We start from the raw sequence: 23,242 nt of genomic DNA, 5'->3' as shown, positions 1-23,242 counted from the left end.
CACTGGAGGATTTATTATTTTAACAGACCGTAATATATTGAGCGACTATGAGCAAACTCAGGATTGGATTAGGGGTGGATTTTCACCAATTGGTACCGGAAAGGGATTTTTGGCTGGGTGGTGTGCTGGTGCCGCATCACAAGGGCGCTTTGGGCCACAGTGACGCAGACGTGCTGCTGCATGCCATTTGCGATGCCATGCTGGGCGCGGTGGGTTTGGGCGATATCGGCGTTCATTTCCCGGATACCGACCAGGCGTATAAAAACATCGACAGCAAGATTCTGCTGGCGCGCTGCCGTGAGCTGATCGGGGAAAAAGGCTACAGTGTGGTGAATGTGGACTCATCGCTTTGCCTGCAGGCGCCGAAAATCAAACCTTATGTGCCGCAGATGCAGGAAACCATTGCACGCCTGCTGGGCGTTACGGTGGAAGAAGTGTCCGTCAAAGCCACCACTACCGAAAAACTGGGTTTTGTGGGCCGTGAAGAGGGCGTTGTGGCATATGCCACCGTATTGCTGGAAAAGCAGTAGGTTTATTTTTAACTGTTTACCTTTGTTCAAATGGCTGATATACAAGTAAAGATCATTAACCGTTCGGATAATCCGTTACCGTCTTACGCCACGGCTGATGCCGCAGGCATGGATTTGCGCGCCCATCTGGCCGCGCCGCTCACCCTGCAACCGCTGGAGCGCACCCTGGTGCCTACCGGCCTTTTTATGGAACTGCCGTCGGGTTTTGAAGCGCAGGTGCGCCCCCGCAGCGGCCTGGCCATCAAACAGGGCCTCACCCTGCTGAATACACCCGGCACGATAGATGCTGATTACAGGGGAGAGATTAAAATCATTCTGATCAATTTGTCGAACGAGCCGCAGACCATCCAGCATGGCGACCGCATCGCCCAAATGGTGATCGCGCCTTTTGTGCAGGCCACGCTGGCGGAAGTGCTCGAACTGACCGACACCGAACGGGGAACCGGCGGTTTCGGCCATACCGGAAAATCCTGAGTATGCGTTTAACCGTAATCGTTATAACATTTGCTGCAGCCCTCGCGGCCGCAGGCTGTGGAAGCAACCGAAAGGTAGCCTCCGTGCCGGCCCCGTTGCCGGCCGGCGTGCAGCAGCAGGTGCTGACGCAACGGGCAGACAGCCTGTTTTTTGCCGCCCAGCGCTCCAAAATGTTAGGGGATTACAAAACAGCCATTACCCAGTATTCGGACTACATCCGCCTCAACCGCACCAACCCGACCGTTTACTACGAACTGAGCAGGCTGTTTATGGAAGTGCGCAACCCGTCGTACTCCCTCGGCTTCGCACGCCGCGCCGTTCAGCTGGACTCTTCCAATAAATGGTTCCGCATGGCGCTGGCGGACGCCTATACGATGAACGAACTGTTCGACAGTGCGGCCGTCGTATACGACCAGCTCCACCGCCAGAACCCGCAGGACGATGACCTGCTCTTCAATAAAGGCATGTCGCTTTCCAAAGGCCGCCACTACTCCGAAGCATTGCAGGTGTTCGATACGCTCGAAACCCGCGTGGGCGTGGTGGAAGACCTCGTATTCCAGAAACAGCGCATTTTCATGCGGCTCGAAATGGTCGATAAAGCGGCGGACGAGATCCGCAAGCTCATCCGCCTGGAACCGGGCGAACTGCGCTACTGGGGCCTGCTGGCGGAAATTTATGAGTCGGTGGACCGTATCCCGGAAGCAAAAGCCGCCTACGACACCATCCTGCAGATAGACCCGTACCACCCCCGCGCGCTCATCGCCAAGGCGAATTTTGAAAAGCGCAACGGCAACGAACCGCAGTACAGGGCCTATCTCATCAAAGCATTCCAGAACAAGGAATACAACATCGACGAAAAGATATCGTTCGTATACCCTTACCTGCAGATGCTGGAAACGGACTCCACCAAACGCGACGAAGGATTGCTGCTGACCGGCCTCATCGTGGAATCCCATCCCAACGACGCCAAAGCGTATGCCCTCCGGGCAGACATGTTCTCGCAGGGGAATATGCCGGACAGTGCGCTGGTGAACTACCGCAAGGCCATCTCGCTGGACTCCACGCGCTTCAGCGTTTGGTACCAGCTCATGTGGATGTATTCGCGCACCGAGCAGACCGATTCCCTGCTGCGGGTGAGCACACACGTGATACAGCAGTTCCCGAAAGAGTTCATGGGGTTCTATTTCAACGGCCTGGCCAATTACTTCAAACAAAAATATGATGCCACGATTCATTCGCTCAACACCGCCCTCACCATCGGCGGCGAAAAGCGTTTTGTGGCCGACGTATATGCGCTGCTGGGCGATGCCTACCACGCCAGCGGCCTGCACGCGCGCAGCGACAGCAGTTATGACATGGTGCTGAACCTGCGCCCGAAAGACCATATCGTGATGAATAATTACAGCTATTACTTGTCCGTACGGGGCGATAAACTGGAAAAAGCCGAGCAGCTCAGCCGCCGCTCGTTGGAGCTGAAGCCGGAGAGCCCGACCTATATGGACACCTACGCCTGGATACTGTTCAGGCTGGGCAAATACGAGCTGGCCAAAACCTGGATAGAAAAAGCCATGCAGTATCCCGAAGCGCGGCAGGACCCTGACGTGCTCGAACATTACGGCGACATCCTCTTCAACCTCAACGAAAAGGACAGAGCCGTGGAGTTCTGGCAGCTGGCCAAAGCCAGGGGAGCCAATTCGCAGGGGCTGGCCAGGAAAATAGCAGAGAAGCGTTATATCAAAAGCGTGGACCGCTGACCGGTAACGGCCATGACGGTACCTGAAAATACTATTCTAACAATGAAGCAAAAAGCAGTACTACAGATTGTTGCATGTTTATTCAGCCTCGTATTGTTTTCGTGCCGGGCTACTAAAATCACCCGGGCCACTTTCCCATCAGATACTACTGCCCGCAATATCGACTCCCTGAGCAGGGAAAAAGAGCACGCCCTGGCCCGGAACATTCTCGAAAAAGTGCGCGCCAACCGCATCGAATTCAAAACTTTTTCCGCGGAGCTGAAAATGGACTACGACGATGACAAAGGTAAACGGATGAACAACCTGGGCGTCAATATCCGCATGGAATACGACAGCGCCATCTGGATACGGGTGGCCGGCCCCGCCAACATCGAAGGCGCGCGCATACTGGTAACGAAAGACAGCATCAAGATCGTGAACCGCCTCGAAGGCACCGTGATGCTGCGCAACGTGAAGGAAGGCCAGGAGAAGCTGAAACTGAATATGGACCTCCGTACCCTGCAGGACCTGATCGTCGGTAACGCGGTATTTCTCTCCGATTCCATTTCCAACATCGTGACCACCCAGTCGGTGATCTCTTTCGCTTCGCTGCAGCCCACCCTCGTGAGCCTGTTCAATGTGTTTGCAGACGACTATGTGATACAGCAGTGCAAGGTGACCGACAAAGACAGTACGGCCGTCAACAGCCGCGTGATGGAACTTACCTACGGAGACCACAAGGTGGTGGAAGGCCGCAAGATCGCCTTCCAGCGCAAGATTTACGTGGAAGATAAAAACGTGGTGAAGGTGGCGCTCGACTTCAAACGGATGGAATTCAACAAACCCCAGTCGTTCCCCTTCCCCATACCTGATAAGTATACGCGCGAGTAATTGGGGCTCGTAGCAATTTCGTTGTATATTTAACGTTATAAATCATCACTCACATAAAAAATGGTGCAATTGAAAAAGTTTATCCCTGTTTTACTGATGGCATTCATGCTGCTGCCCGCCTTGCTGCAGGCGCAGAACCAGCCGTCGCGGGAAGAACTGGAACGGAGGAAGCGGGAGCTGCAAAGGGAAATGGAGGAAGCGCAAAGCCTGCTCCGTGAAACGAAAAAGACCAGCAAGGAGAGCCTGGGCCAGTTACGCGCCCTGCGTAACAAGATTGACGTGCGCAGCCGCATGATCCGCAATATCAACGAAGAGATCAATTTCATCAACGGCGATATCAATTCCGCGCTGCGGGATGTTAAAACGCTGGAACGGGACCTCGATACCCTCAAACAGCAATATGCACAGCTGATTGTGGCAGCCTATAAAAACAGGAGCTCCTACGCGATGCTCAACTTCGTGTTTTCAGCCGACAGTTTCAACGAAGCCATCCGCCGTTATCAGTATCTCAAACAATACCGCGAGTTCCGCAAGCGCCAGGCCGACAATATCATTGAAACCCAGGGGCAGCTGAAAGCCAAGGTGAAGAACCTGGAAGATCAGCGCATGAAGCGGTCCACCACACTGAAGTCCGAGCAGGAGGAAAGGGCCACGCTGGAGAAAGACCGGAAAGAAAAGGACGAAGTGGTGGCGAAGCTGAAAGGCCGTGAAAAGGAACTGCTGCAGGATATCGATCAGAAGAAAAAAGCCCAGAAGAAAGTACAGGATGCCATCCGCCTGGCCATCCGTAAAGAAATAGAAGACGCGCGCAAAAAAGCCGAAGCGGAAGCGCTCGCCAAGAAGCGCGCGGCCGAGGCAGAGCGCAAGCGCCGCGAAGAGGAAAGAAAACGTGCTTTAGCCGCCGCGGCGGAAGCAGCTAAAAATAACCCGACGGCCGCCGCCACACCGCCGCCTGCGCCACCACCGGTGAAAGAGCCGGAGCCGGTAGCAGCCGAAAAACCGGCGCGTGTGCTGAACGTACTGGAAGCGTCGCCGGAAGCCGCCGCACTGTCGGACAACTTCGAAGCCAACCGGGGCAGGCTCCCCTGGCCCGTGGAATCCGGTATGATCGTGGGTTATTTCGGCAAACAGAAGAATGCGGACATGGAGCGGATCACGGAAGAAAACGACGGTATCATCTTCGGCACCCGCAAGGGTGGCGCCGTGAAGGCCATCTTTGAAGGCTCCGTATCGAGAGTGTTCTCCATCCCCGGCGCAGGATTTGTGGTGATGGTAAAACACGGCCAGTACTTTACCAACTACGTAGGCATTCAGAGCCCCAGTGTAAGGCCCGGCGACAAAGTGAGGACCGGCCAGGTGATCGGCTCGGCGCGTTCCAACGAAGACGAATCGATGGGTGTGGTGGAAGTACAGGTATACAAGGGCGGCGCCCTGCAGAACGCCAATAGCTGGATTAAACTGCGATAGTCAACAGATCATCATAAAAAAGAGGGCTGCTTTACACAAGCAGCCCTCTTTTTTATGATGTCCTGCAATAAGCAGACCGTATGTCAACTTGTAGCGGGAACGATTTATGACTTCACCAGCGCCTGCTGCAGCACGGCATCGTACAGCGCTTCGTACTGGGGGATGATATTGTCGATGTGGAAACGGGCCGCCTGCTCCAGTGCGCCTTTGCGGAGGCGGGCCAGCAGGTTCTCGTCTTCCAGCACACGGATGGCGTGCGCGGCCATCTGGTCTACGTCACCCACGGGGCTGCTGAAACCGGTGACCCCATCGATGTTGATTTCGGGAAGGCCCCCGGCATTGGAGGAGATGACCGGCACCTGCGAAGCCATGGCTTCCAGCGCGGCCAGACCGAAACTTTCATATTCCGAAGGCAGTACGAACAAGTCGCTGATCGACATCACGTCTTCCAGCTGCTCCTGTTTGCCCACGAACCGCACATCTTCACAGATGCCCAGGTCGCGGCACAGGCATTCGATCGTCGGCCGGTCCGGCCCGTCGCCCACCAGCAGCAGCTTCGCCGGCATGGCGTCGCGCACCTGCTTGAATACTTTCACTACATCGGGTACGCGCTTCACTTTCCGGAAGTTCGACACGTGCAGCAGTATTTTTTCGTTGTTGGGTGCGATGGCCCTGCGGAAATGCGGCAGGTCGCGGCGCGCGAAACGCGCCGTGTCTACAAAGTTGTAGATCACCGAAATGTCTTTTTCAATGGGGAAGTACTTGAAGGTTTCCTCCCGCAGGTTTTCAGAAACGGCGGTAATCGCGTCAGATTCATTGATGGAAAAGGTCACCACGGGAGCATAGGTTTTATCCTTGCCCACGAGGGTGATATCTGTGCCGTGCAATGTCGTGATGAACGGTATATACCGGCCCTGCTTGGCTACGATCTGCTGCGCCATGTATGCGGTAGAGGCATGGGGGATGGCGTAATGCACATGCAGGAGGTCCAGTTTCTGATTCAGGATAACATCCACCATCGTGCTGCTCAATGCGCTTTCGTATGGCGGGAAATCAAACAGCGGGTAGGTGGGTACCTGTACTTCGTGATAATATATATTGGCGTGAAAGGCATTGAGGCGCACCGGTTGCTGGTAAGTGATAAAATGCACCATATGCCCCTTGTCTGCCAGTGCTTTTCCCAGTTCCGTCGCCAACACACCGCTACCCCCGTAAGTGGGATAGCATACGATTCCTATGCGCATCCTTATTGTGGATTTTATGAATTGCTAAGGTAAGTAATTTAAAAACACGGGCCGGGCGGCTCTGTCATGATAGCTTCATTTGGGGTTGAACGGTGGATTTAGTAGTTTTAATTTTACGTTAACTGACCTTCAAACCGATTTATGAGAACACCATTCCTTATGCTGGCAGCCTGTTGTGTGGCGCAATTCGCCATGGCGCAGCACGACGATTCCCTCACCATCCGGCGCTTCAGCAATGAAGTACTCGACCATAGCACCGCCTACGAAAACCTGCGGGTGCTGACCAAAACCATTGGCGGCCGCCTGGCCGGCTCACCGCAGATGGTGAAAGCCGAAAAATGGGGCGAAGCCGCGCTGAAAGCGGCCGGCGCCGATAAAGTGTACACGCAGGAATGCAAAGTGCCCCACTGGGTGCGCGGCGAAAAGGAACAGGCCCGCATCATCAGCAACCGCCGCGATTTTGTGCCGCCGCTGAACATCCTGGCGCTGGGCAATTCCGTAGGTACGGGCCCGAAAGGGGTGACCGCGCCGGTACTGGAGATACATTCGTTCGAAGAACTGGAGCAGAAGAAGGACCAGGTGAAAGGCAAAATCGTGTTCTACAACTACCCCTTCAATAAAAAATTCGTCAAAACCTTTTATTCATACGGTGATGCCGTGCGTTTCCGCGGCGCGGGCCCCAGCCGGGCGTCCAAATACGGCGCGGTGGCGGTGATCGTGCGGTCGATGAGCCACAGCACCGACAATCATCCCCATACCGGGTCCACCCGCTACAACGATTCCTTCCCGAAAATAGCCGCCGTGGCCATCGGTTTGCAGGATGCCGACCGGCTCAGCAAAAGAATAGCCAACGATCCCAGCGCCAAAGTGTTTCTCCGCACCACCTGCCAGATGCTGCCGGACACCATCGGCCATAACGTGATCGGCGAACTGAAAGGCAGTGAATTCCCCGATGAATATATTACCGTGGGCGGCCACCTCGATTCATGGGACGTTTGCGAAGGTGCGCACGACGATGGCGCCGGTTGCGTGCAGTCGATCGAGATCCTCCGCGCCTTCAAGGCCGCCGGTATCCGCCCCAAACGCACGCTGCGCGTGGTACTGTTCGCCAACGAGGAAAACGGTGTTCGCGGTGGCGCCAAATATGCCGAACTGGCAAAAGCCAACAATGAAAAGCACCTCTTCGCGCTGGAAAGCGATGCCGGCGGCTTCACCCCGCGGGGATTCATCATGGAAATGAAACCGGAGCAACGGGCCAGAATCAAAAGCTGGCTGCCCTTGTTCCTGCCCTATGGGCTGTACGACTTCGACGAGCCCGGCGGCGGGGTAGACATCACGCCCCTGCACAACCAGTTGGGTACGCCCATGGCAGAACTTTCCCCCGACTCCCAGCGTTATTTTGATTATCACCACGCCGTTTCCGATACCTTTGAAGCCGTGAACAAAAGAGAACTGGAACTGGGCGCCGTGGGAATGGGCGCATTGGTGTATCTTGTAGACAAATACGGTTTATAGCCATCCACGGGATGTTGCTGAGCAAATAAAGACCAATACCACATGAAAAGATTTATTTTAATCATCGTGAGCATACTGCTCCTGGCCTTTGCCATCTTCTTCTTTTACCGCTACTACTTCGTATTCGGCCGCGGCACCAAAGCGGGAGAACTGAACTTTTTCGTGCAGAAAGGTTATGTATGGAAAACCTATGAAGGCCGGCTGATCCAGACCGGGTTCAAACCTCAGAACCTGGGCGGCGTGCAGAGCAACGAGTTCCAGTTTTCCGTGACCGATGAAAGGATCGCCCGGCAACTGATGGGCAGCAGCGGGAAGGTGCTGGAGCTGCATTACAAGGAATACCTGGGTGCGCTCCCCTGGCGCGGATACAGTGTTTATATCGTCGACAGCATTATTTCGGTGACTGACCCGGCAACCGGGAAGAAGGTGCCGTTCTGATATTTTTGTGTAATTGCAGGAACCGGTCTGATGGAGTAACTTACCATCAGGCCGGTTCTTTTTTTATGCTGGAAATGGTCTTAAGAGAAATATTTGATGCCTTATATCGCGGGGTGTCACGAGGTATCGGCGCCGCCATATGGTGGTTGTTGGCCGGTTGCAGGCCGCGCTTCAGGGAAATGTATGCCAATGACGCGTATGAATTCCGGCACGGTGTAACGGGGCTGATCGTGAAGGCAGGCGTGCTGATGGGAATAATCATCTGGCAATTCAGCTAAACCGGCTCATTGCAGGATTTCGTAGCAGTGAATCATTCTCACTCCGCAAACAGCAGAAATATCGCCGGCCTTTTATGGAAATCAAACCCCTCTTTCCCCCATTGCGCCACGGTTTGCGTGCGGATATATTCCGTTGGTGCGGTGAGGTCTACCGCCACGCACACCTGCGTGGAAGGTTTGCAGTTTGCTAACACATCTTTCAATAACTGGTTGTTCCGGTAAGGCGCTTCGATGAACAGTTGCGTCTGGCCTTTACGGGCCGATGCCGCTTCCAGCTCGCGGATGGCTTTGGCGCGGTCTGCGGGTTTTACCGGCAGGTATCCCACAAACTGGAAGTTCTGCCCGTTCATGCCGGAGGCCATCAGGGCCAGCAGCATGGAATTGGGGCCTACCATCGGTATAACGGTGGCGCCTGCGGCGTGGGCGGCTTTTACGACCAGCTGGCCGGGGTCGGCCACGGCCGGGCATCCCGCTTCGCTGATCACGCCGATGGAATGGCCTTCTTTCAGGAGCTGTTTCGTTTTGGCGAGGTCCGGGGGCTCATGCTCGTTCATGGGCAGCAGCTGCAGCGAATCGATATCGATACTTTTATCCAATGCCTTGAGGAAACGGCGCGCCGTGCGTTCGTTTTCCACGTAAAAGATACGCAGGCTGCGAACGGTATCCGTGATGTAGGGAGGTAGGGAAAACAGCGCATCGGCACTGAGCACGGTGGGGATCAGGTATACTTTACCGGACATCGGGAAGCTTTTGTTGTTGTAAATGAATGGTGGCGGCAATCACGGCGTAACAGGGCGCCAGTATCCAGCCGATCACAGGGATGAACATACCCAGGTAGAACACCAGCCCGTTGCCGATCGCCATGCCTTTATGCTGGCCGATGTAAGTGATGCTCTGCTGCATCGTCCACCGCCGGCGCTCGAAGCTGTAATCCATCATCGAAAACCCGAAATAATAACATTCCACGAAAAGCGCGATGAGCGGGGTGAGCCAGCCCAATATGGGAATGAAAGCGAGGATGGCGATGATCAGCATGAACACCGTCTGGTAAAGCAGGTTCCGGAAAGAAAGCCTTACGCCGCGCACCACGTCCTGCAGCAACTGGGAAAAACTGAAAGGAAAATCCTTGTTTTGCATGATGGCTTCCGTTTTTTCCGAGAGGTAGGCAAAAAGCGGAGAGCCGATAATGAGGAACAGGTATTTGAAAAACGAAAAATACATGAGGAGGAACACCATGCGCACCGCCAGCCCTACCAGCAGGAACAGGAAATTGACCCAGCTGTTCTGCAGCTCTTCGATCCAGGTTTTAAGGGTGAGCAGGTTCAGCACATAGTCGATGAAAACGCCGGAATAATCCCACACGAAATAGATGCCCGTGACGAACAGCAGGCAATAGATGATGCCCGGAATAATGATCCACTTCCAGAGGCGATGGTGTGAAATAAACTGGTGAGCCCTGCCGTAAGATTGCACGGCCCCCAATACTTCTCTTAATGAAAACAAAGGTTATATCTTTTATGTATGACAGAAATAAGGTATGCGGGAGTAAACCTGGAACAACGAATGTAACGAAACTAAATTAATAATATTTTGCAGTATGGCTAAAATAGAACCGGGATTTTATGAGCGGGGGGATGTGCTGAAGATATCGAAAGCCTTACTGGGTAAGCTTTTGGTGACTGAAATAAATGGGGTGCGCACATCGGGTCGCATCGTGGAAACGGAGGCGTATGCCGGGGCGGGCGACCGGGCTTCGCATGCCTGGAACAACCGCCGCACCAACCGCACGGAAATCATGTACGCCCCGGGTGGCGTGGCTTACGTGTACCTCTGTTACGGCATCCACCACCTGTTCAACGTGGTGGTGATGGGCCGGGATGTGCCGCATGCGGTGCTGGTGCGCGGGCTGGAGCCCGTGGAAGGCATCGATGTGATGCTGGCCCGCACGGGTAAAACACGGGTGGATACAACACTCACCGCCGGGCCTGGCAGCCTCACCAAGGCACTGGGCATCACCACGCGCCTCAACGGCCAGCCCCTGACGGGCGATACGGTATGGATAGAAGACGCGCCGGCCCTGCGCCCGCGGGAGATCGCGGCAGGCACCCGCGTGGGAGTGGCGTACGCGATGGACGATGCGTACCTGCCTTACCGCTTCTGGATCCAAGACAGCCCCTGGGTGAGCAAAGGAAAGGGCCTCACACGCTAAAACAACAACGGCCGGCCAGAAGCGGCCAACCGTTTTTCAATAAGACAGGTGGATACAGGGAATCAGAATTTCGGACAGAGGGTGCCGTTCTTTTTATTGTCGCCTTTGGTCATGATGTAGATCAGTGATAACTCCGTACCACCGCGGTAATTGGAAGCGGGCTTCAGCGTGGAGGTGTTCAGGTCGTAGCTGAGGCCGGCCTTGAAACTTTTGAACTCCAGCCCGATGTACGGGTTGATGGCGTCTTTCAGGCGGTACCAGGAACCTACATAGAAGATGGTCGGTGAATCCTGCATGTCGTTCAGCATAAACCCGTACGCACCGCCGAATGTCGTTTCCACGGCCTGGTTCTGGCGCATATAGTGGGCGCTGATGTGAATGCGGTTGTTACCGTTCACCGGGAAAGAGCCGCCGCCGTGTATGGTATAACGGTAACTCAGCCGGTTGTTATCCTGCGTCATGAACGTTTCGGTCGGTTGGGTGAAATGGTAATAGGATATACCGAAGTACAGGTTCGACGATTCGCCGATCAGCCCGCTGTACAGCAACCCCACGTTATAGTCCATGTAAGAAATCTTCACGTTGGTCAGTGTTTCCCCGCTCGGTAAAGCAGGGTCGTAGCCGCTTTCACCGAACTGCGATTCGAACTGCAGCTTGCTCGGGTCTACGCGCTTCTGCACGAATGCCGCCTGCAAACCCAGGCCCAGCGTATGATTGCCTTCCACGTCGAGGCCCTTGTGGTAAGCCGTGCTGAGCCCCACGAAAGAAGAGTTCAACGCACCAGCGCCGGTTTTATCGTACAGCCCCAGGATGCCCACACCCCAGGTATCGGTATAAGAAATCACATTCTTCATGATCCCGAAATCGGCGGAAACGGTGCCGGTGATATAAGGGGAAGCAATACTGCGCCACTGAGAACGGTAGTTGCCGGCCAGGCGGAGGTCGCCGGAGAAATAACCGGTAAATGCAGGATTGAGTGTCAGCGGTGATGCGAAGAATTGGGTAAAATGCGGGTCCTGCGCTTTTACCGGACTAAAAGCATATGTCAATGCCAATATGGTTAATAGGAGTAGTTTTTTTTTCATCACTTTCAACGGTTAAAGCATATAGGGACACTATATAATGTGAAGGTACAAAATTACTATCATATTTCAAATTAAATCTATATAATGATATTGGGTCAATATAACTGATTCATTTTGAACTGTTACCTCCGTGATTTCCACACTTTGCCGATAGCGCCAATACTGATGTTATATATACTAGAACGCAAAAAAACGTGATTTGTTACTGTTGCATCTTGGTGCCGAAAGCAAGGTCGCCGGCATCGCCGAGGCCGGGCACGATATATCCCTTGGCGGTCAGCTCGTCGTCGATGTCGCCGGCCCAGATGCTGATGTTGGCGTCCGCATTGCGCTGCACGTATTCGATGCCGATGGTGCAGGCGATGGCCGTTACGATATGGATGTGGGCGGGTTTGCCGAACTCCGTCAGGTGGTCGATGGTTTTCACCAGCGAGGCGCCGGTGGCCAGCATCGGGTCGGAAAGTATCAGCACCTGCTCGTCGAGCGGGGGACAGCTTACATACTCGAGGCTGATCTCGAAACTCCCGTCGCGGTTATGTTTGCGGTACGCTGAAATGTAGGCGTGGTCCGCCTTGTCGAAATAATTCACCAGCCCCTGGTGCAGCGCCAGGCCCGCGCGCAGGATGGTGCCGAGAACGGGCTGCTGCCGTACCACCATGCAACTGGCCGTACCCAGCGGCGTCTGTACTTCACGGTCAACGTAAGTGAGGGTTTTGCTGATCTCGTATGCCGCCACTTCTCCCAGCCTTTCGAGATTGCGGCGGAAGCGCATCCGGTCGGTCTGAATTTCAGCATCGCGGATCTCGCTCATCCAGTCGCCTATCAGCGAATTGGTTTCACTTAAGTTGATTATCATAGCCCTGTTGCGTTTAGTGCTGCCAAAATAGCACTTTTTCAAATAGGAACACTGAATAAACGGTACGAATTAAATACAGCAGTCGTTGCCCGCATTTTTTATATTTGCCGGATGGTTTACAATGTTATAGGCTTGATGTCCGGGAGTTCGCTGGACGGTTTGGATATTGCTTTTGTTGAACTGAGCGAGGTAGGCGGTACCTGGACCTACGTCATCCGCCACGCTGAATGCCGGGACTACACCCCTGAATGGGTGGAGGCGCTGAAAGGGGCCATCAACCTGCCCGCGCGCGAATACCAGCTGCTGCACAGCCGTTACGGCCGCCACATCGGCGGGGAGGTGATGGATTTCATCGCCCGCCATAATCTCGATCATAAAGTGCATTTTATCGCCTCCCACGGCCATACCACCTTTCACATCCCCGAAGAGCATACCACTTCCCAGCTCGGCTGCGGCGCTGCTATTGCGGCCGTCACAGGCCTGCCGGTGATCAGCGATCTCCGCGCCATGGACGTTGCGCTGGGTGGCCAGGGTGCGCCCATCGTGCCCATCGGTGAAAAACTGCTGTTCGGCGGGTACGACTACTGGCTGAACCTCGGCGGCATCGCCAACATTTCCGCCCGCGACGGGGACCTCTTCCGCGCTTTCGATATCTGTCCCGCCAACCGCGTGCTCGACGCGCTGGCCGCCGCCCTCGGTAAGGCATACGATGAAAACGGGGCGCTGGCCGCAGGCGGCGTTACGGATGCGAAGCTGTTGCAGGAACTGAACAGCCAGCCCTATTACAGCCAGCCTTTCCCCAAATCGCTCGCGAATGACTTCGGCACGGACGTCCTGTTGCCGCTGATTGCCCGCCATACCCTGTCTGTTCAGGGAAAACTCCGCACTTACGTGGAGCACATCGCCGCACAAACCGCCGCCGCGGCGCAAAGCCTGCCGGTTGCCAAAGAGGGGCCGAAAAAACTGCTGGTAACAGGCGGCGGCGCTTTCAACGCATGCCTGGTGAAAAGCATCACTGAACAGCTCGCCCCGCTGGGTATCGAAGTGCTCGTGCCCGATGCGCAGACGGCCGCCTACAAGGAAGCATTGGTAATGGCGCTCATCGGCGCGCTGCGCTGGCGCCAGCAGCCCAACGTGCTGGCTTCCGTGACGGGCGCTTCGCGCGATAGCGTGAACGGCACCCTGTGGTTAGGAGAGGGTTAAATCTTCAAACGTAAAAGTATCTCCGTTAAACAATCCCCGGTCGCTGAGCTTGAGGTGAGGGATCACCAGCAGCGCCATGAACGACAGCGTCATGAAAGGCGCGTCGAGGCGGCTGCCCAATGCCTTGGCCGCTTTGTCGAGCGCGCTGTAGCGCTGCGCCGTAGCGTAACCGTCTTCCGCGCTCATGAGCCCTGCCACCGGTAAAGGCATCACTTCGCTGCCGTTGCTGCCGGTTACGCAGATGCCGCCATGGCAGTGTATCAGCTCGTTAACGGCCTCGCATATACGCACATCGTCCGTGCCTACCGCGATGATGTTGTGGCTGTCGTGCGCCACCGTGGATGCGATGGCGCCTTCCTTCAATCCGAAATTTTTGATGAACCCGATAGCCGGCGCCGCATTGCGGTAGCGGTTCACCACGGCGATTTTCAGAATGTCGTTACCGGTGTCGCTTACCAGGTTGCCGTCTTGAACCGGTATGGTAGCGGTGAGGCTGTTGGTGATCAGCTGCCCGTCCATCGCTTCGATCACTTGCACGGTGGCGCTGGCGCCGGTGGCGGGCGCCCTGAACTGCTGCGGCGTTTTCGGCTCGCAGCTGAACTGGTTCACCGGCGTAATGGGAACGGACGCGATGTTCGTTTTGCCGTTGGCGGCAACGAGCTGCCCGTCGATATAAGTTTCGAGGATGTTGAAATGCCGGAGGTCGGACACGACGATGAAATCGGCCGCGTCGCCCGGTTGCAGCAGGCCCACGGGCATGTTGTAATGTTGCACGGGATTGATGCAGGCGGCCTGGAGGATGTTGTAGAGATCGTAGCCCTTCGCCAGCGCGCGGCGCACCAGCTGGTCGATGTGGCCTTCCACTAGGTTGTCCGGGTGTTTGTCGTCGCTGCAGAACATCACCATCTGCGGGTGGCTTTGCAGCAGGGGGGCCAGTGCTTCAAAATTGCGGGCCGCACTGCCTTCACGGATGAGGATGTGCATGCCGTGCTGCAGTTTGCCGAGCGCTTCTTCGAGCGTAAAACATTCATGGTCGGTGCTGATGCCGGCGGCGATATAAGCGGCCGCATCTTCGCCCCGCAGGCCGGGCGCATGACCGTCTACCGGTTTGCCGGCATGCCGGGCGGCGGCTATCTTGGCCAGCACTTCCGCATCTTTATGCAGCACGCCGGGGTAGTTCATCATTTCAGACAGGTAGTAGATATCCGGCCGCTGCAGCAGTTGGGCCACTTCCTCCGCACCGATGGCCGCGCCGGCTGTTTCGAATACCGTGGCGGGTACGCAGGAAGGGGCGCCGAAGCAGCATTTGAAAGGTACCTGCGCGGCATTCTCCAGCATGTACTCCACGCCCGCCACACCCAGCACGTTGGCGATCTCGTGCGGGTCCGAAATAGTGCCCACCGTGCCGTGCACCACGGCGAGGCGCGCAAATTCCGACGGCACCAGCATCGCGCTTTCCACATGCACATGCGCATCGATGAAACCGGGGAGGATGTAGCGCTGCGGCACCGTGCCGTCCGCGGCGGGCGTGATGGATGCGATACGGCCGTCGGATATGTTCACCACGGCCGGATAACTGCGTTTGCCGGGAATGTCTACCACATGGCCGGCTACCTGGAACTGCTTCATGGGCGTAAAACTAAATTGATTTTGCCATTTTCCGGAAAAGGATACATTTGTAACAGTAACAAAGACACATTTACCAAAAATCATTTTATGAAAGCAATACGCACGTTAACCCTGTCTTTCATCCTCGCCGGCGCCGCGTTCTGCGCACAGGCGCAGACGGTGGACGAAGTGGTGAACAAATACGTGGAGGCACTCGGCGGCGCCGACAAGATCAAAGCCGTTAAAGCACAGCAGGCAGAAGGCACCATGACCATGCAGGGCCTCGATATTCCGCTCAAAGTGATCACTATCCATAAAAAAGGCATCCGCGTGGAGTTCGACGTGATGGGTACCAGTAACATCACCGTGATGACGCCCACCGCCGGATGGATGCTGATGCCCATCAACCAGCAAACCACGCCGGTAGACGCGGATGCGGCCACCGTGAAAGAAGCGGCCGTTGACCTGGACCTGACGGGCGAACTGTACGACTACAAAACAAAAGGCAATAAAGCGGAACTGGTCGGGAAAGAAACCCTCGAAGGCCAGGAGCTCTACAAAATCAAGCTGACCCGCACGGACGGCTCTGCCACCGATTATTTCCTCGATGCGGGCACTTACCACATCGCGAAAAAAATCACCATAAAGAAAATGGAAGGGCAGGAAGTGGAAGTGACCGAACTGCTGAGCAACTACAAAAAAACGCCGGAAGGATTCGTATATGCCGAAACGGTGGAACAGTTACCGATCGGGATGAAGATGAACTTCTCCAAGGTGCAGATCAACCCGCCGGTAGACGAGAAAATATTCGAGAAACCCAAGCAGCCATAATTGTAAAAGCCGGGCGTGATGCCCGGCTTTTTTTATTGATATCTTTTGATGATGTCTTCCCCTTCTTCCCGTATCTTATCCGCCAGGTGCTGCGGCTGCAATACTTTCACCCTTCCTCCCGAGCTCAGCAGCAGCATGATCAGTTCATGATTCACCACGATTTTTAGCCCGACGCGGCATTCTTCGTCGTCATCTTTCAGGATAACCTGCGAAGGGTGCAGCGGCTGTGTTTTTACGTATTTGCCCTGCAGCGGGGTATAAGAAAGCACAATGTCTTCCGGGGTTTCAGACGACACGGTGATGCCGATGGCATGCTGGAAATAACTCGCGTCGTCGAAGTTTTTCTCATCGAAGTGTTTGTTGGTGGGCCAGGTATTGACGATGCGGTCGAGCGCAAACGTCAGCACCGTGCCGCCTTTGGCTTTCTGGCTTTTGCCGATGAGGTAGAAGCGGTGGTTGTATTCCCGGAGGTGATAGGGCTCCACCCAGTGCTCCTTCGGTTCCTTGCGGTCGAAGCTCTGGTAGGCGATGCGGATCACTTCGCGGTCCTTGATGGCGTCCACGATGTCCGGGATCAGTTCCGCGCCTTTATACTGGCTGCCCCTGCTGAACTTGATGAGCCCGCGGTTTTCGAGCTGCTGGCGGTTCATTTTGAGGCTGGCCGCAATTTTCAGGATGGCGTCTTCAAAGCGCTGGATCACGGGCAGGCTGCGGAATTGCTCCAGGATGCCGATGGCCACTTCCAGGCCCTGCAGATCCGCTTCGTCGATCGGGTTGTTGCTGATGGAATACCCTTCATCTTCATAGTGGTAGGCTTTGGAGCTCCGGTTGTATTTGATGGGGGCGAAGTAATTCAGTTCGGGATCGTTGCGCATGTCTTCCAGGTCTTTCTGGATAGTACGTACCGCAATGGTTTTATCGAGTTTGCCGGATACGAATTCCACCAGGTCGTCGAGGGTGGGCTTCGGCAGGCGTTTGTTGCGTAATCGTTCGTCAATCCAGCGATACCGGGAAAGGGCATCTTTGTTTTTGGGCATGTAACCGGTTTTTTTTCGGCATAAAAGTAAAACAATTTTACTACGCAGTTCCCCTGCGCAGTGCATGGATATTTTTGTATCGTTATTAAATCAGCTACTATGAAAAAGGTATCCGTAAACATCGCACAAACAGAGGAAGCAACAGCCATCAAAGTAGGCCAGATCATCCTGGACGATTCCCACTACCTGACCATCTGGGGCTATCTGCAGACGGAAGACGGCTGGCGGAAATGCGATTTTGTAACGAATTACGAGGTGCTCAACACCATGCTGCGGGCTATTGAGGACAAAAGCGAGGCCGTTCAGATGGCCATTGTGCAGAAGCTGGAAAACATGGAACAGATACCCGAAATGATTGATTTTGAGGCGCAGCTGGGCGAGGCCGTGATGTTCGACAACCTGCGCTTCTACCTGTCGAAGCCGCAGTTCCAGCCCGGCACCGACTATATGGAGTACGCCGGCGACAGCTGTTATTACATCCGCCGGGCCGAGCACTGCACGCCGCAGGAGCTGTATGCCCGCCGGATAGACCAGTGCATGCTGAACCTCAGCAAAACCTACGAACTGTACCTGGGCTACCTGGAGCTGGAATTTGACGAGCAGGATGCCCGTGCGGAAGCTAATCTCGACGATGACATGAAATATACGCTGGCCTATTACGCCTGGAAACAGGCTACCGGCCGCTGATCCCCATACCTTGTTAACCCCAGGTTTCCCAAGGGGGGCAATGGTGCCGCTCAACGATCCCCCAAAACGCCATTGTCCCCCGCTTTTTTGCCCTTATAGACCCTTTTCGCCCAAAAAACCTGAAAAAAAATCCTTAAAGTCTATAAAATTTGTAGGAAATTACTATTTTTGGTGTCTATAAACAGGTGAAATATGAGTTTAAGATTAGGCGATGCGGCTCCCAACTTCAAGGCGAAAACAACCGTGGGAGAGATAGATTTTTACGAATACCTCGGCGACAGCTGGGGCATCTTGTTTTCTCACCCGGCGGATTTCACGCCCGTTTGTACCACAGAGCTGGGTAAAACCGCCCTGCTGAACGGCGAATTCGCCAAACGTAATGTAAAAGTACTGGCGCTCAGTGTAGATCCCCTGGATAAACACAAGAGCTGGATTAACGATATCAACGAAACGCAGCAATGTGACGTGAATTTCCCGATCATTGCCGACGAAGATAAAACGGTAGCCAATCTCTACGGCATGATCCACCCGAATGCTTCCGAAACCTTCACGGTACGGTCGCTGTTCGTGATCGGACCCGACAAGAAGATCAAGCTCACCATCACGTATCCCGCATCCACCGGCAGAAACTTCCATGAAGTGCTGCGCGTGATCGACTCCCTGCAGCTGACGGCCAACTACAGCGTGGCCACCCCGGCTGACTGGAAAGACGGTGAAGACGTGATCGTAGTGCCGGCCGTTAAAACGGAAGACATTCCGGCGAAGTTCCCGAAAGGCCACAAAGTGATCAAGCCTTACCTGAGAACCACACCGCAGCCGAATAAATAATCCCGCAAGGGTAAACATATTAAGGGAGGCCAACCCCTCCCCATCGTTTTTTTTAATGGTTGGTTTTTGATTTTACGAAACGGGGATTTTTCCCCGTTTTTTTTATGCCCTTATGTGCAGGGGAATGTACATAGGGCGGGCATTTGAAGAGCCGAAAGCCGGTTGGGGTGCCGAACCTGTTTGCAAATCCCTGGTTTATGACGGAGCCGGTCCATAAACGTCCTGTTTCCTGGAAAGGAGCGCTCTCCGGGCATTTCACCGGCGGGAATGCGCAAAAAAAGCCGCAAACCTTTTGTTTGCGGCTATGGAAAAACATGAACAGCTATTATTTTGAGGCGGTTACTTTAACACCCTGCGGTCTTCCACCATCCCGTTAAACCCCTCTCCACCCACGCTGATCGCACGGGATACTTCTTCACTCAAACGGAAATTGACTTGCGGGTCGGGGCTCACGATGCCTGTGTTGATGAACGCGAGCGCTTTGCCCAGGCACACTTCCCGCTTGTCGCCAAAGTCGTAGCGGTAATCGTCCGCCGCCGGGTAATCCGGTTTGAAGCCCGCGTAATAATCTCCCTGGTCGAGCGAGTTCACGGAATTGAACTGGCTCATATACGCGGTGTATTTGTCGATGCCGATGCCGAAGAAACCCACGGGTTTGCCGTAAGTGGTATCGCCGATGAGCTTGACGGTCATGTAGGGCTTGAGGCTGTTGATCGTCAGTTCACTGGCGGAAGCCGAGGAGCCGGTTACGATGAACACCACGTTTTTGATGGCGCCCAGGGAACCTTCCTTCTGGAATTTCTTTGTGTTGCCGGCGATGGAAAAGTTGACGTTGGCGTAGGTCAGCGGGTTGCCGCTGCCGTCTGTCCGCTGTTTGCCGTCGGCTCCCATCAGGGGAATGGTTTTGAGGATGGGCGCCCTGCCTTCGCGGAGCAGGTTGTTGAAAATTTCCTTGTACATCACCTGCCCGGTGAGGCTGGCCGGCCCGATCAGGTTGGCGAGATATTCGAATGTTTCCACGTAACCGCCGCCGTTATAACGGAGGTCTATCACGAGATTGTTGACCCCTGCCGCTGCAAACTCACTGAAGGCCTGCTGCAGGCTGGGCTGCGCAACGCTTTTGCGCGAAAAACGGCCCAGGTTGATGTAGCCGGTGATGTTGGTGCCGCTGGTGAAAGTTTTCCAGATATATACCGGGTCGTTCGTATAGGCTGCTTTGGTAAGCTGCACGGATCTTTCTTCGAGGCCGCCCACCGTTTTATAGGTGATGGTCAGGCTGCTGCTGTTGAGCGCGGCATTAACGGCGGCGGATGTAGGTGTAACGGCCGCCCCGTTGAACTTGGTGATCTCGCAGCCCCGGGTCAGGCCCGCAAGGTAGGCGGGGGAGCCTTTTTCCACCAGCCTGATAAACACCCTGGTGCCACCGACGATGAACACGCCGATACCCAGGTCGTTCCCCTTGCCTTCGAGATCCACGGCGCCCTGTATGCCCTGGGCGGCGTTGCCTTTTTCCATAAAGGAGAACTTGGCGGAACTGCCGCCGGTATACTCGTATGGTTTACCGGTTTCCGGATTGATCTTGTACTGGGTGATTTTGAACAGTTCGTTTTGCAGGCTCGTAAAGTCGTCGGAGCCTGCGAAGGAACGGGGATTGAAGGTGGTGTAATCCGGCAGCGCGTCGTACCACAAATAGGTTTCTTTGGCATAGAGATACAGTGAGTCGAGGCTGAGCTGCGTGCGGGTGCCGTTGGCTGGCGGGTTGCCGGGCCCCGGGTCCTGTTTCGGATTCTTTTTGCAGGCGGGGGCTGTGGCCACCATCAGCAGGCCGATAGCGGCAATCCATGTTCTTCTCATACAAAGGAGTGATTTACTTTGAAATTTACTATTATTCGATCAGATTTTGTGGCCTCAACCGGCCAGTAATAAAAATTTCACGGCGAACGGCCTGTTTTACCGCATATTCCATAATAAACGGAGAAACGGACGCATTAGTTGCCCGCCGGGTACAAAAAAAGAGGCGCGGGGCCTCTCTTTTCCTATGCTTTTTTATGTTTCCGCAATTGCTGCAAAACCGCCGCCATATCTTTCGGGAGCGGGGCTTCCAGTTCGTGCCGCACCCCCTTTTCGTCGGTAAACCGCAGCTGGAAGGCGTGGAGGGCCAGCCTGGCCAGCAGGGGCTTCTCTTCTTCGGTGAATTTCCCCAATCTGAACTTCTTTTTGATGGCGGACAGCCGCACCGGTTCCTTGCTGCCATACAGCTCGTCCACCGCAATGGGATGCCCGAGGTGCTTCATATGCACCCTGATCTGGTGGGTACGGCCGGTGTGGATGCGCAGTTTCACCAGACTGAACAACCCGAACGATTCCTGCACCTCGTAATCGGTGAGGGAAGGGCGGCCCTTGGCGTTGGTCACCATTTTGCCGCGCTGTACGGGATGCTCCATGATAGGGGCGTTGATGCTGCCGGCCGGAACGGGCAGCTCGCCGTTGACGATGCCGAGGTAATACTTCTCCACGTCGCGCGACTCGAAGAGCTGCGACAGGTACTTGTGGGCGGCTTCGTGTTTCGCGAACAGCACGGTGCCGCTGGTGTCGCGGTCGAGGCGGTGCACGGTAAAGATGCTGCCGTAATGTTTTTTCAGCAGGGTGGAAAGGGCTTCGAGCGCGTTGTCGTGGCGGTCGGGAATGGTCAGCAAACCGGATGGTTTATTGACGGCCACGAAGTCGTCGTTCTCGAATATGATCAGCTGTTCTATGCGCATATGGTAAAAACGGGCCGCTGTAAGGCGGCCCGGATTGGGAATTATTTAAAATGTTTGAGCAGGATCACTTCCTTGTCGGTGAGGAAGCGCCATTTGCCGCGGTTCAGGTTCTTTTTGGTGAGCCCGGCGTACATCACGCGGTCGAGTTTCTCCACCTGGTATTGCAGGTGCTCGAAAATACGGCGCACGATGCGGTTTTTACCGCTGTGGATCTCGATGCCGATCTGCTTTTTATCTTTCGTGTCTACATACCCGAGCGCGTCTACCAGCGCCAGCCCGTCTTCGAGCGTAACGCCGGCGATGATTTTTTCGAAATCGGCTTTGGTGAGCGGTTTATCCAGCTCTACGTGGTAGATTTTTTTGATGTTGTGTTTAGGATGGGCGAGTTTCTGCGCCAGTTCACCGTCGTTGGTGAGCAGCAGCAGGCCCGACGTGTTGCGGTCGAGGCGGCCTACGGGGTAGAGCCTTTCTTCCGCCGCATCTTCCACCAGTTCCATCACGGTCTGACGGCCTTCCGGGTCATCAGTGGTGGTGATGTAGCCTTTGGGTTTGTTCAGCAGCACATACACCAGGTTCTTCTGCAGGTAGATGCGTTTGTCGTCGAGCTTCACCAGGTCCTTGCCGGATACCTTGAAGGCGGGCTCGATGATCTTCTCTCCGTTAACGGTCACCTGGCCTTCCTTGATGTAATCCACCGCTTTCCGGCGGCTGCAGATGCCGCAATGGGCGATGAACTTGTTCAGCGGCATGTCCTGGAGATCGGCCTCTGTAGGCGTTTCTATGACAATGCGCTTGCGGGTGCTTTTCGGCTTGTTGGATTTGGTGCCGTGTACGGCGGCTTTGCGATCACTCTTGCGGATGCGTTTATCGTCTTTGTTGAAGGGCTTTTTCGGGCGGTCTTCACCATCGCCGAAACTTCTCTTCGGTTTGTCGTCGTCAGTATCGAAGCGTTTCTTCGGGCGGTCTTCTCCGTCGCCGAAACTTCTGCGCGGTTTGTCGCTGTCCGCGCCGAAACGCTTTTTGGGACGGTCTTCCCCGTCGCCGAAACTTCTTTTCGGTTTGTCATCGTCGCTCCCGAAGCGTTTCTTCGGGCGGTCTTCCCCGTCGCCGAAGCTCCTGCGGGGTTTGTCGCTGTCTGCGCCGAAACGCTTTTTGGGGCGGTCTTCCCTGTCGCCGAAACTTCTTTTCGGTTTGTCGTCATCGCTGCCGAAGCGTTTTTTCGGACGGTCGTCCCCGTTGCCGAAACTTCTGCGCGGTTTATCGGCATCGGCGCCAAAGCGCTTTTTGGAGCGGTCTTCCCTGTCGCCGAAACTTCTTTTCGGTTTGTCGTCGTCGCTGCCGAAACGTTTTTTCGGGCGCTCGTCGTTATCGCCGAAGCTTTTGCGGGGACGGTCGCCGTCGGCGCCGAAGCGCTTTTTGGGCGCGTCGCCGCTATCCCGGAATTTCCGGAATGAGCCGTCTCCATCTTTTTTGTTTGTTGATTTATTCTCTTTGAAAGGTGTAAACCCTTTTTTGGCGGGCTTGTCTTTTTTCATGCTGTTGATTTATAGTTGCTGCATTCCTGCA

At 55.0% G+C, this 23,242-nt stretch carries 23 protein-coding genes; 13 read left to right on the top strand and 10 right to left on the bottom strand.

All coding sequences use genetic code 11. From position 1 onward, the window contains the following. Window positions 1-47: 47 nt before the first annotated feature. The 5 genes from ispF (at window position 48) to EGT74_RS05585 (ending at window position 5,095) form a co-directional block, all read left to right on the top strand. Complete coding sequence (gene ispF / locus EGT74_RS05605) at window positions 48-530, top strand: 2-C-methyl-D-erythritol 2,4-cyclodiphosphate synthase (protein WP_123845541.1); 483 nt, start codon at window positions 48-50, stop codon at window positions 528-530. A 30-nt stretch (window positions 531-560) separates the two neighbouring features. Then, window positions 561-1,004: a dUTP diphosphatase gene (dut, locus tag EGT74_RS05600; protein WP_123845540.1), complete on the top strand. Its 444-nt coding sequence runs from the start codon at window positions 561-563 to the stop codon at window positions 1,002-1,004. Window positions 1,005-1,006: 2 nt separating this feature from the next. After that, a complete protein-coding gene (locus EGT74_RS05595) occupies window positions 1,007-2,758 on the top strand; it encodes a tetratricopeptide repeat protein (RefSeq protein WP_123845539.1) in 1,752 nt (583 codons plus the stop codon). A 42-nt stretch (window positions 2,759-2,800) separates the two neighbouring features. Beyond that, window positions 2,801-3,628, top strand: a complete 828-nt coding sequence (locus tag EGT74_RS05590) for a DUF4292 domain-containing protein (protein ID WP_158618017.1) — start codon at window positions 2,801-2,803, stop codon at window positions 3,626-3,628. A gap of 69 nt (window positions 3,629-3,697) precedes the next feature. Further along, on the top strand, window positions 3,698-5,095 hold the full coding sequence (locus EGT74_RS05585) for a murein hydrolase activator EnvC family protein (RefSeq protein WP_158618016.1): 1,398 nt from the start codon (window positions 3,698-3,700) through the stop codon (window positions 5,093-5,095). A 104-nt stretch (window positions 5,096-5,199) separates the two neighbouring features. On the opposite strand, the gene bshA is transcribed toward EGT74_RS05585, so the two are convergent. Continuing rightward, the gene (bshA, locus tag EGT74_RS05580; protein WP_123845536.1) at window positions 5,200-6,339 is read right to left on the bottom strand and encodes an N-acetyl-alpha-D-glucosaminyl L-malate synthase BshA; all 1,140 of its coding nucleotides are present in this window, start codon (window positions 6,337-6,339) and stop codon (window positions 5,200-5,202) included. 141 nt (window positions 6,340-6,480) lie between these two features. Here bshA and EGT74_RS05575 point away from each other — a divergent pair, with 141 nt between their 5' ends. The 3 genes from EGT74_RS05575 to EGT74_RS26840 all read left to right on the top strand — a co-directional run bounded on the left by EGT74_RS05575 (window position 6,481) and on the right by EGT74_RS26840 (window position 8,570). Beyond that, window positions 6,481-7,854, top strand: coding sequence for a M20/M25/M40 family metallo-hydrolase (locus tag EGT74_RS05575; protein WP_123845535.1), 1,374 nt, complete (start codon window positions 6,481-6,483; stop codon window positions 7,852-7,854). Window positions 7,855-7,896: 42 nt separating this feature from the next. Then, the gene (locus EGT74_RS05570) at window positions 7,897-8,292 is read left to right on the top strand and encodes a hypothetical protein (protein ID WP_123845534.1); all 396 of its coding nucleotides are present in this window, start codon (window positions 7,897-7,899) and stop codon (window positions 8,290-8,292) included. Window positions 8,293-8,405: 113 nt separating this feature from the next. Continuing rightward, window positions 8,406-8,570, top strand: coding sequence for a hypothetical protein (locus EGT74_RS26840; protein ID WP_158618015.1), 165 nt, complete (start codon window positions 8,406-8,408; stop codon window positions 8,568-8,570). Window positions 8,571-8,608: 38 nt separating this feature from the next. Here EGT74_RS26840 and EGT74_RS05565 read toward each other — a convergent pair whose 3' ends face one another. After that, window positions 8,609-9,310, bottom strand: coding sequence for an SAM-dependent methyltransferase (locus tag EGT74_RS05565; RefSeq protein WP_123845533.1), 702 nt, complete (start codon window positions 9,308-9,310; stop codon window positions 8,609-8,611). Further along, window positions 9,300-10,073 (bottom strand): EI24 domain-containing protein, encoded by a 774-nt coding sequence (locus EGT74_RS05560; protein ID WP_123845532.1) that lies wholly within the window; start codon window positions 10,071-10,073, stop codon window positions 9,300-9,302. Before EGT74_RS05560 ends, EGT74_RS05565 begins: the two co-directional genes overlap by 11 nt. Window positions 10,074-10,167: 94 nt before the next feature. On the opposite strand from EGT74_RS05560, the gene EGT74_RS05555 reads away from it, so the two are divergent. Then, window positions 10,168-10,779, top strand: coding sequence for a DNA-3-methyladenine glycosylase (locus EGT74_RS05555; protein ID WP_123845531.1), 612 nt, complete (start codon window positions 10,168-10,170; stop codon window positions 10,777-10,779). A gap of 62 nt (window positions 10,780-10,841) precedes the next feature. Here EGT74_RS05555 and EGT74_RS05550 read toward each other — a convergent pair whose 3' ends face one another. Continuing rightward, on the bottom strand, window positions 10,842-11,864 hold the full coding sequence (locus tag EGT74_RS05550; RefSeq protein ID WP_123845530.1) for a PorP/SprF family type IX secretion system membrane protein: 1,023 nt from the start codon (window positions 11,862-11,864) through the stop codon (window positions 10,842-10,844). Window positions 11,865-12,066: 202 nt separating this feature from the next. After that, window positions 12,067-12,720: a uracil phosphoribosyltransferase gene (gene upp / locus EGT74_RS05545; RefSeq protein ID WP_123845529.1), complete on the bottom strand. Its 654-nt coding sequence runs from the start codon at window positions 12,718-12,720 to the stop codon at window positions 12,067-12,069. A gap of 111 nt (window positions 12,721-12,831) precedes the next feature. On the opposite strand from upp, the gene EGT74_RS05540 reads away from it, so the two are divergent. Further along, window positions 12,832-13,923, top strand: coding sequence for an anhydro-N-acetylmuramic acid kinase (locus EGT74_RS05540; protein WP_123845528.1), 1,092 nt, complete (start codon window positions 12,832-12,834; stop codon window positions 13,921-13,923). Here EGT74_RS05540 and ade read toward each other — a convergent pair. Beyond that, window positions 13,909-15,552 (bottom strand): adenine deaminase, encoded by a 1,644-nt coding sequence (gene ade / locus EGT74_RS05535; RefSeq protein ID WP_123845527.1) that lies wholly within the window; start codon window positions 15,550-15,552, stop codon window positions 13,909-13,911. The two genes, EGT74_RS05540 and ade, sit on opposite strands and share 15 nt — an antisense overlap. 87 nt (window positions 15,553-15,639) lie before the next feature. On the opposite strand from ade, the gene EGT74_RS05530 reads away from it, so the two are divergent. Beyond that, on the top strand, window positions 15,640-16,362 hold the full coding sequence (locus EGT74_RS05530) for a LolA family protein (protein ID WP_123845526.1): 723 nt from the start codon (window positions 15,640-15,642) through the stop codon (window positions 16,360-16,362). 32 nt (window positions 16,363-16,394) lie between these two features. On the opposite strand, the gene EGT74_RS05525 is transcribed toward EGT74_RS05530, so the two are convergent. Further along, window positions 16,395-17,399 carry a helix-turn-helix transcriptional regulator gene (locus tag EGT74_RS05525; protein ID WP_158618014.1) on the bottom strand — a complete coding sequence of 335 codons (1,005 nt, stop codon included), beginning with the start codon at window positions 17,397-17,399 and terminating at the stop codon, window positions 16,395-16,397. A gap of 99 nt (window positions 17,400-17,498) precedes the next feature. On the opposite strand from EGT74_RS05525, the gene EGT74_RS05520 reads away from it, so the two are divergent. Next, window positions 17,499-18,086 carry a hypothetical protein gene (locus EGT74_RS05520; protein WP_123845524.1) on the top strand — a complete coding sequence of 196 codons (588 nt, stop codon included), beginning with the start codon at window positions 17,499-17,501 and terminating at the stop codon, window positions 18,084-18,086. A 192-nt stretch (window positions 18,087-18,278) separates the two neighbouring features. Further along, window positions 18,279-18,914, top strand: a complete 636-nt coding sequence (locus tag EGT74_RS05515) for a peroxiredoxin (RefSeq protein WP_123845523.1) — start codon at window positions 18,279-18,281, stop codon at window positions 18,912-18,914. A gap of 339 nt (window positions 18,915-19,253) precedes the next feature. Here EGT74_RS05515 and EGT74_RS05510 read toward each other — a convergent pair whose 3' ends face one another. The 3 genes from EGT74_RS05510 to EGT74_RS27140 all read right to left on the bottom strand — a co-directional run bounded on the left by EGT74_RS05510 (window position 19,254) and on the right by EGT74_RS27140 (window position 23,211). Beyond that, window positions 19,254-20,768, bottom strand: a complete 1,515-nt coding sequence (locus EGT74_RS05510; RefSeq protein ID WP_123845522.1) for a S41 family peptidase — start codon at window positions 20,766-20,768, stop codon at window positions 19,254-19,256. Between the two features lie 182 nt (window positions 20,769-20,950). After that, window positions 20,951-21,718, bottom strand: coding sequence for an RluA family pseudouridine synthase (locus EGT74_RS05505; protein WP_262697110.1), 768 nt, complete (start codon window positions 21,716-21,718; stop codon window positions 20,951-20,953). Beyond that, complete coding sequence (locus EGT74_RS27140) at window positions 21,718-23,211, bottom strand: pseudouridine synthase (protein WP_123845520.1); 1,494 nt, start codon at window positions 23,209-23,211, stop codon at window positions 21,718-21,720. Before EGT74_RS27140 ends, EGT74_RS05505 begins: the two co-directional genes overlap by 1 nt. Window positions 23,212-23,242: the final 31 nt, after the last annotated feature.

Origin of the sequence: Chitinophaga lutea (assembly GCF_003813775.1) — a bacterium.
Lineage (GTDB): Bacteria > Bacteroidota > Bacteroidia > Chitinophagales > Chitinophagaceae > Chitinophaga > Chitinophaga lutea.
The sequence above is the reverse complement of the archived record's forward strand: the minus strand, read 5'-3'. Positions and strand labels throughout refer to the sequence as shown.

What these genes read in the sequence shown, in the direction of transcription:
- dut (WP_123845540.1), top strand. Translation starts at nt 561, where the DNA reads ATGGCTGATATACAAGTAAAGATCATTAACCGTTCGGATAATCCGTTA.
- ispF (WP_123845541.1), top strand. Translation starts at nt 48, where the DNA reads ATGAGCAAACTCAGGATTGGATTAGGGGTGGATTTTCACCAATTGGTA.
- EGT74_RS05515 (WP_123845523.1), top strand. Translation starts at nt 18,279, where the DNA reads ATGAGTTTAAGATTAGGCGATGCGGCTCCCAACTTCAAGGCGAAAACA.
- EGT74_RS05510 (WP_123845522.1), bottom strand. Translation starts at nt 20,768, where the DNA reads ATGAGAAGAACATGGATTGCCGCTATCGGCCTGCTGATGGTGGCCACA.
- EGT74_RS05570 (WP_123845534.1), top strand. Translation starts at nt 7,897, where the DNA reads ATGAAAAGATTTATTTTAATCATCGTGAGCATACTGCTCCTGGCCTTT.
- EGT74_RS05590 (WP_158618017.1), top strand. Translation starts at nt 2,801, where the DNA reads ATGAAGCAAAAAGCAGTACTACAGATTGTTGCATGTTTATTCAGCCTC.
- EGT74_RS05520 (WP_123845524.1), top strand. Translation starts at nt 17,499, where the DNA reads ATGAAAAAGGTATCCGTAAACATCGCACAAACAGAGGAAGCAACAGCC.
- EGT74_RS05565 (WP_123845533.1), bottom strand. Translation starts at nt 9,310, where the DNA reads ATGTCCGGTAAAGTATACCTGATCCCCACCGTGCTCAGTGCCGATGCG.
- EGT74_RS05555 (WP_123845531.1), top strand. Translation starts at nt 10,168, where the DNA reads ATGGCTAAAATAGAACCGGGATTTTATGAGCGGGGGGATGTGCTGAAG.
- EGT74_RS05575 (WP_123845535.1), top strand. Translation starts at nt 6,481, where the DNA reads ATGAGAACACCATTCCTTATGCTGGCAGCCTGTTGTGTGGCGCAATTC.
- EGT74_RS05550 (WP_123845530.1), bottom strand. Translation starts at nt 11,864, where the DNA reads ATGAAAAAAAAACTACTCCTATTAACCATATTGGCATTGACATATGCT.
- bshA (WP_123845536.1), bottom strand. Translation starts at nt 6,339, where the DNA reads ATGCGCATAGGAATCGTATGCTATCCCACTTACGGGGGTAGCGGTGTG.
- upp (WP_123845529.1), bottom strand. Translation starts at nt 12,720, where the DNA reads ATGATAATCAACTTAAGTGAAACCAATTCGCTGATAGGCGACTGGATG.
- EGT74_RS05525 (WP_158618014.1), bottom strand. Translation starts at nt 17,399, where the DNA reads ATGCCCAAAAACAAAGATGCCCTTTCCCGGTATCGCTGGATTGACGAA.
- ade (WP_123845527.1), bottom strand. Translation starts at nt 15,552, where the DNA reads ATGAAGCAGTTCCAGGTAGCCGGCCATGTGGTAGACATTCCCGGCAAA.
- EGT74_RS27140 (WP_123845520.1), bottom strand. Translation starts at nt 23,211, where the DNA reads ATGAAAAAAGACAAGCCCGCCAAAAAAGGGTTTACACCTTTCAAAGAG.
- EGT74_RS05595 (WP_123845539.1), top strand. Translation starts at nt 1,007, where the DNA reads ATGCGTTTAACCGTAATCGTTATAACATTTGCTGCAGCCCTCGCGGCC.
- EGT74_RS05530 (WP_123845526.1), top strand. Translation starts at nt 15,640, where the DNA reads ATGAAAGCAATACGCACGTTAACCCTGTCTTTCATCCTCGCCGGCGCC.
- EGT74_RS05540 (WP_123845528.1), top strand. Translation starts at nt 12,832, where the DNA reads ATGGTTTACAATGTTATAGGCTTGATGTCCGGGAGTTCGCTGGACGGT.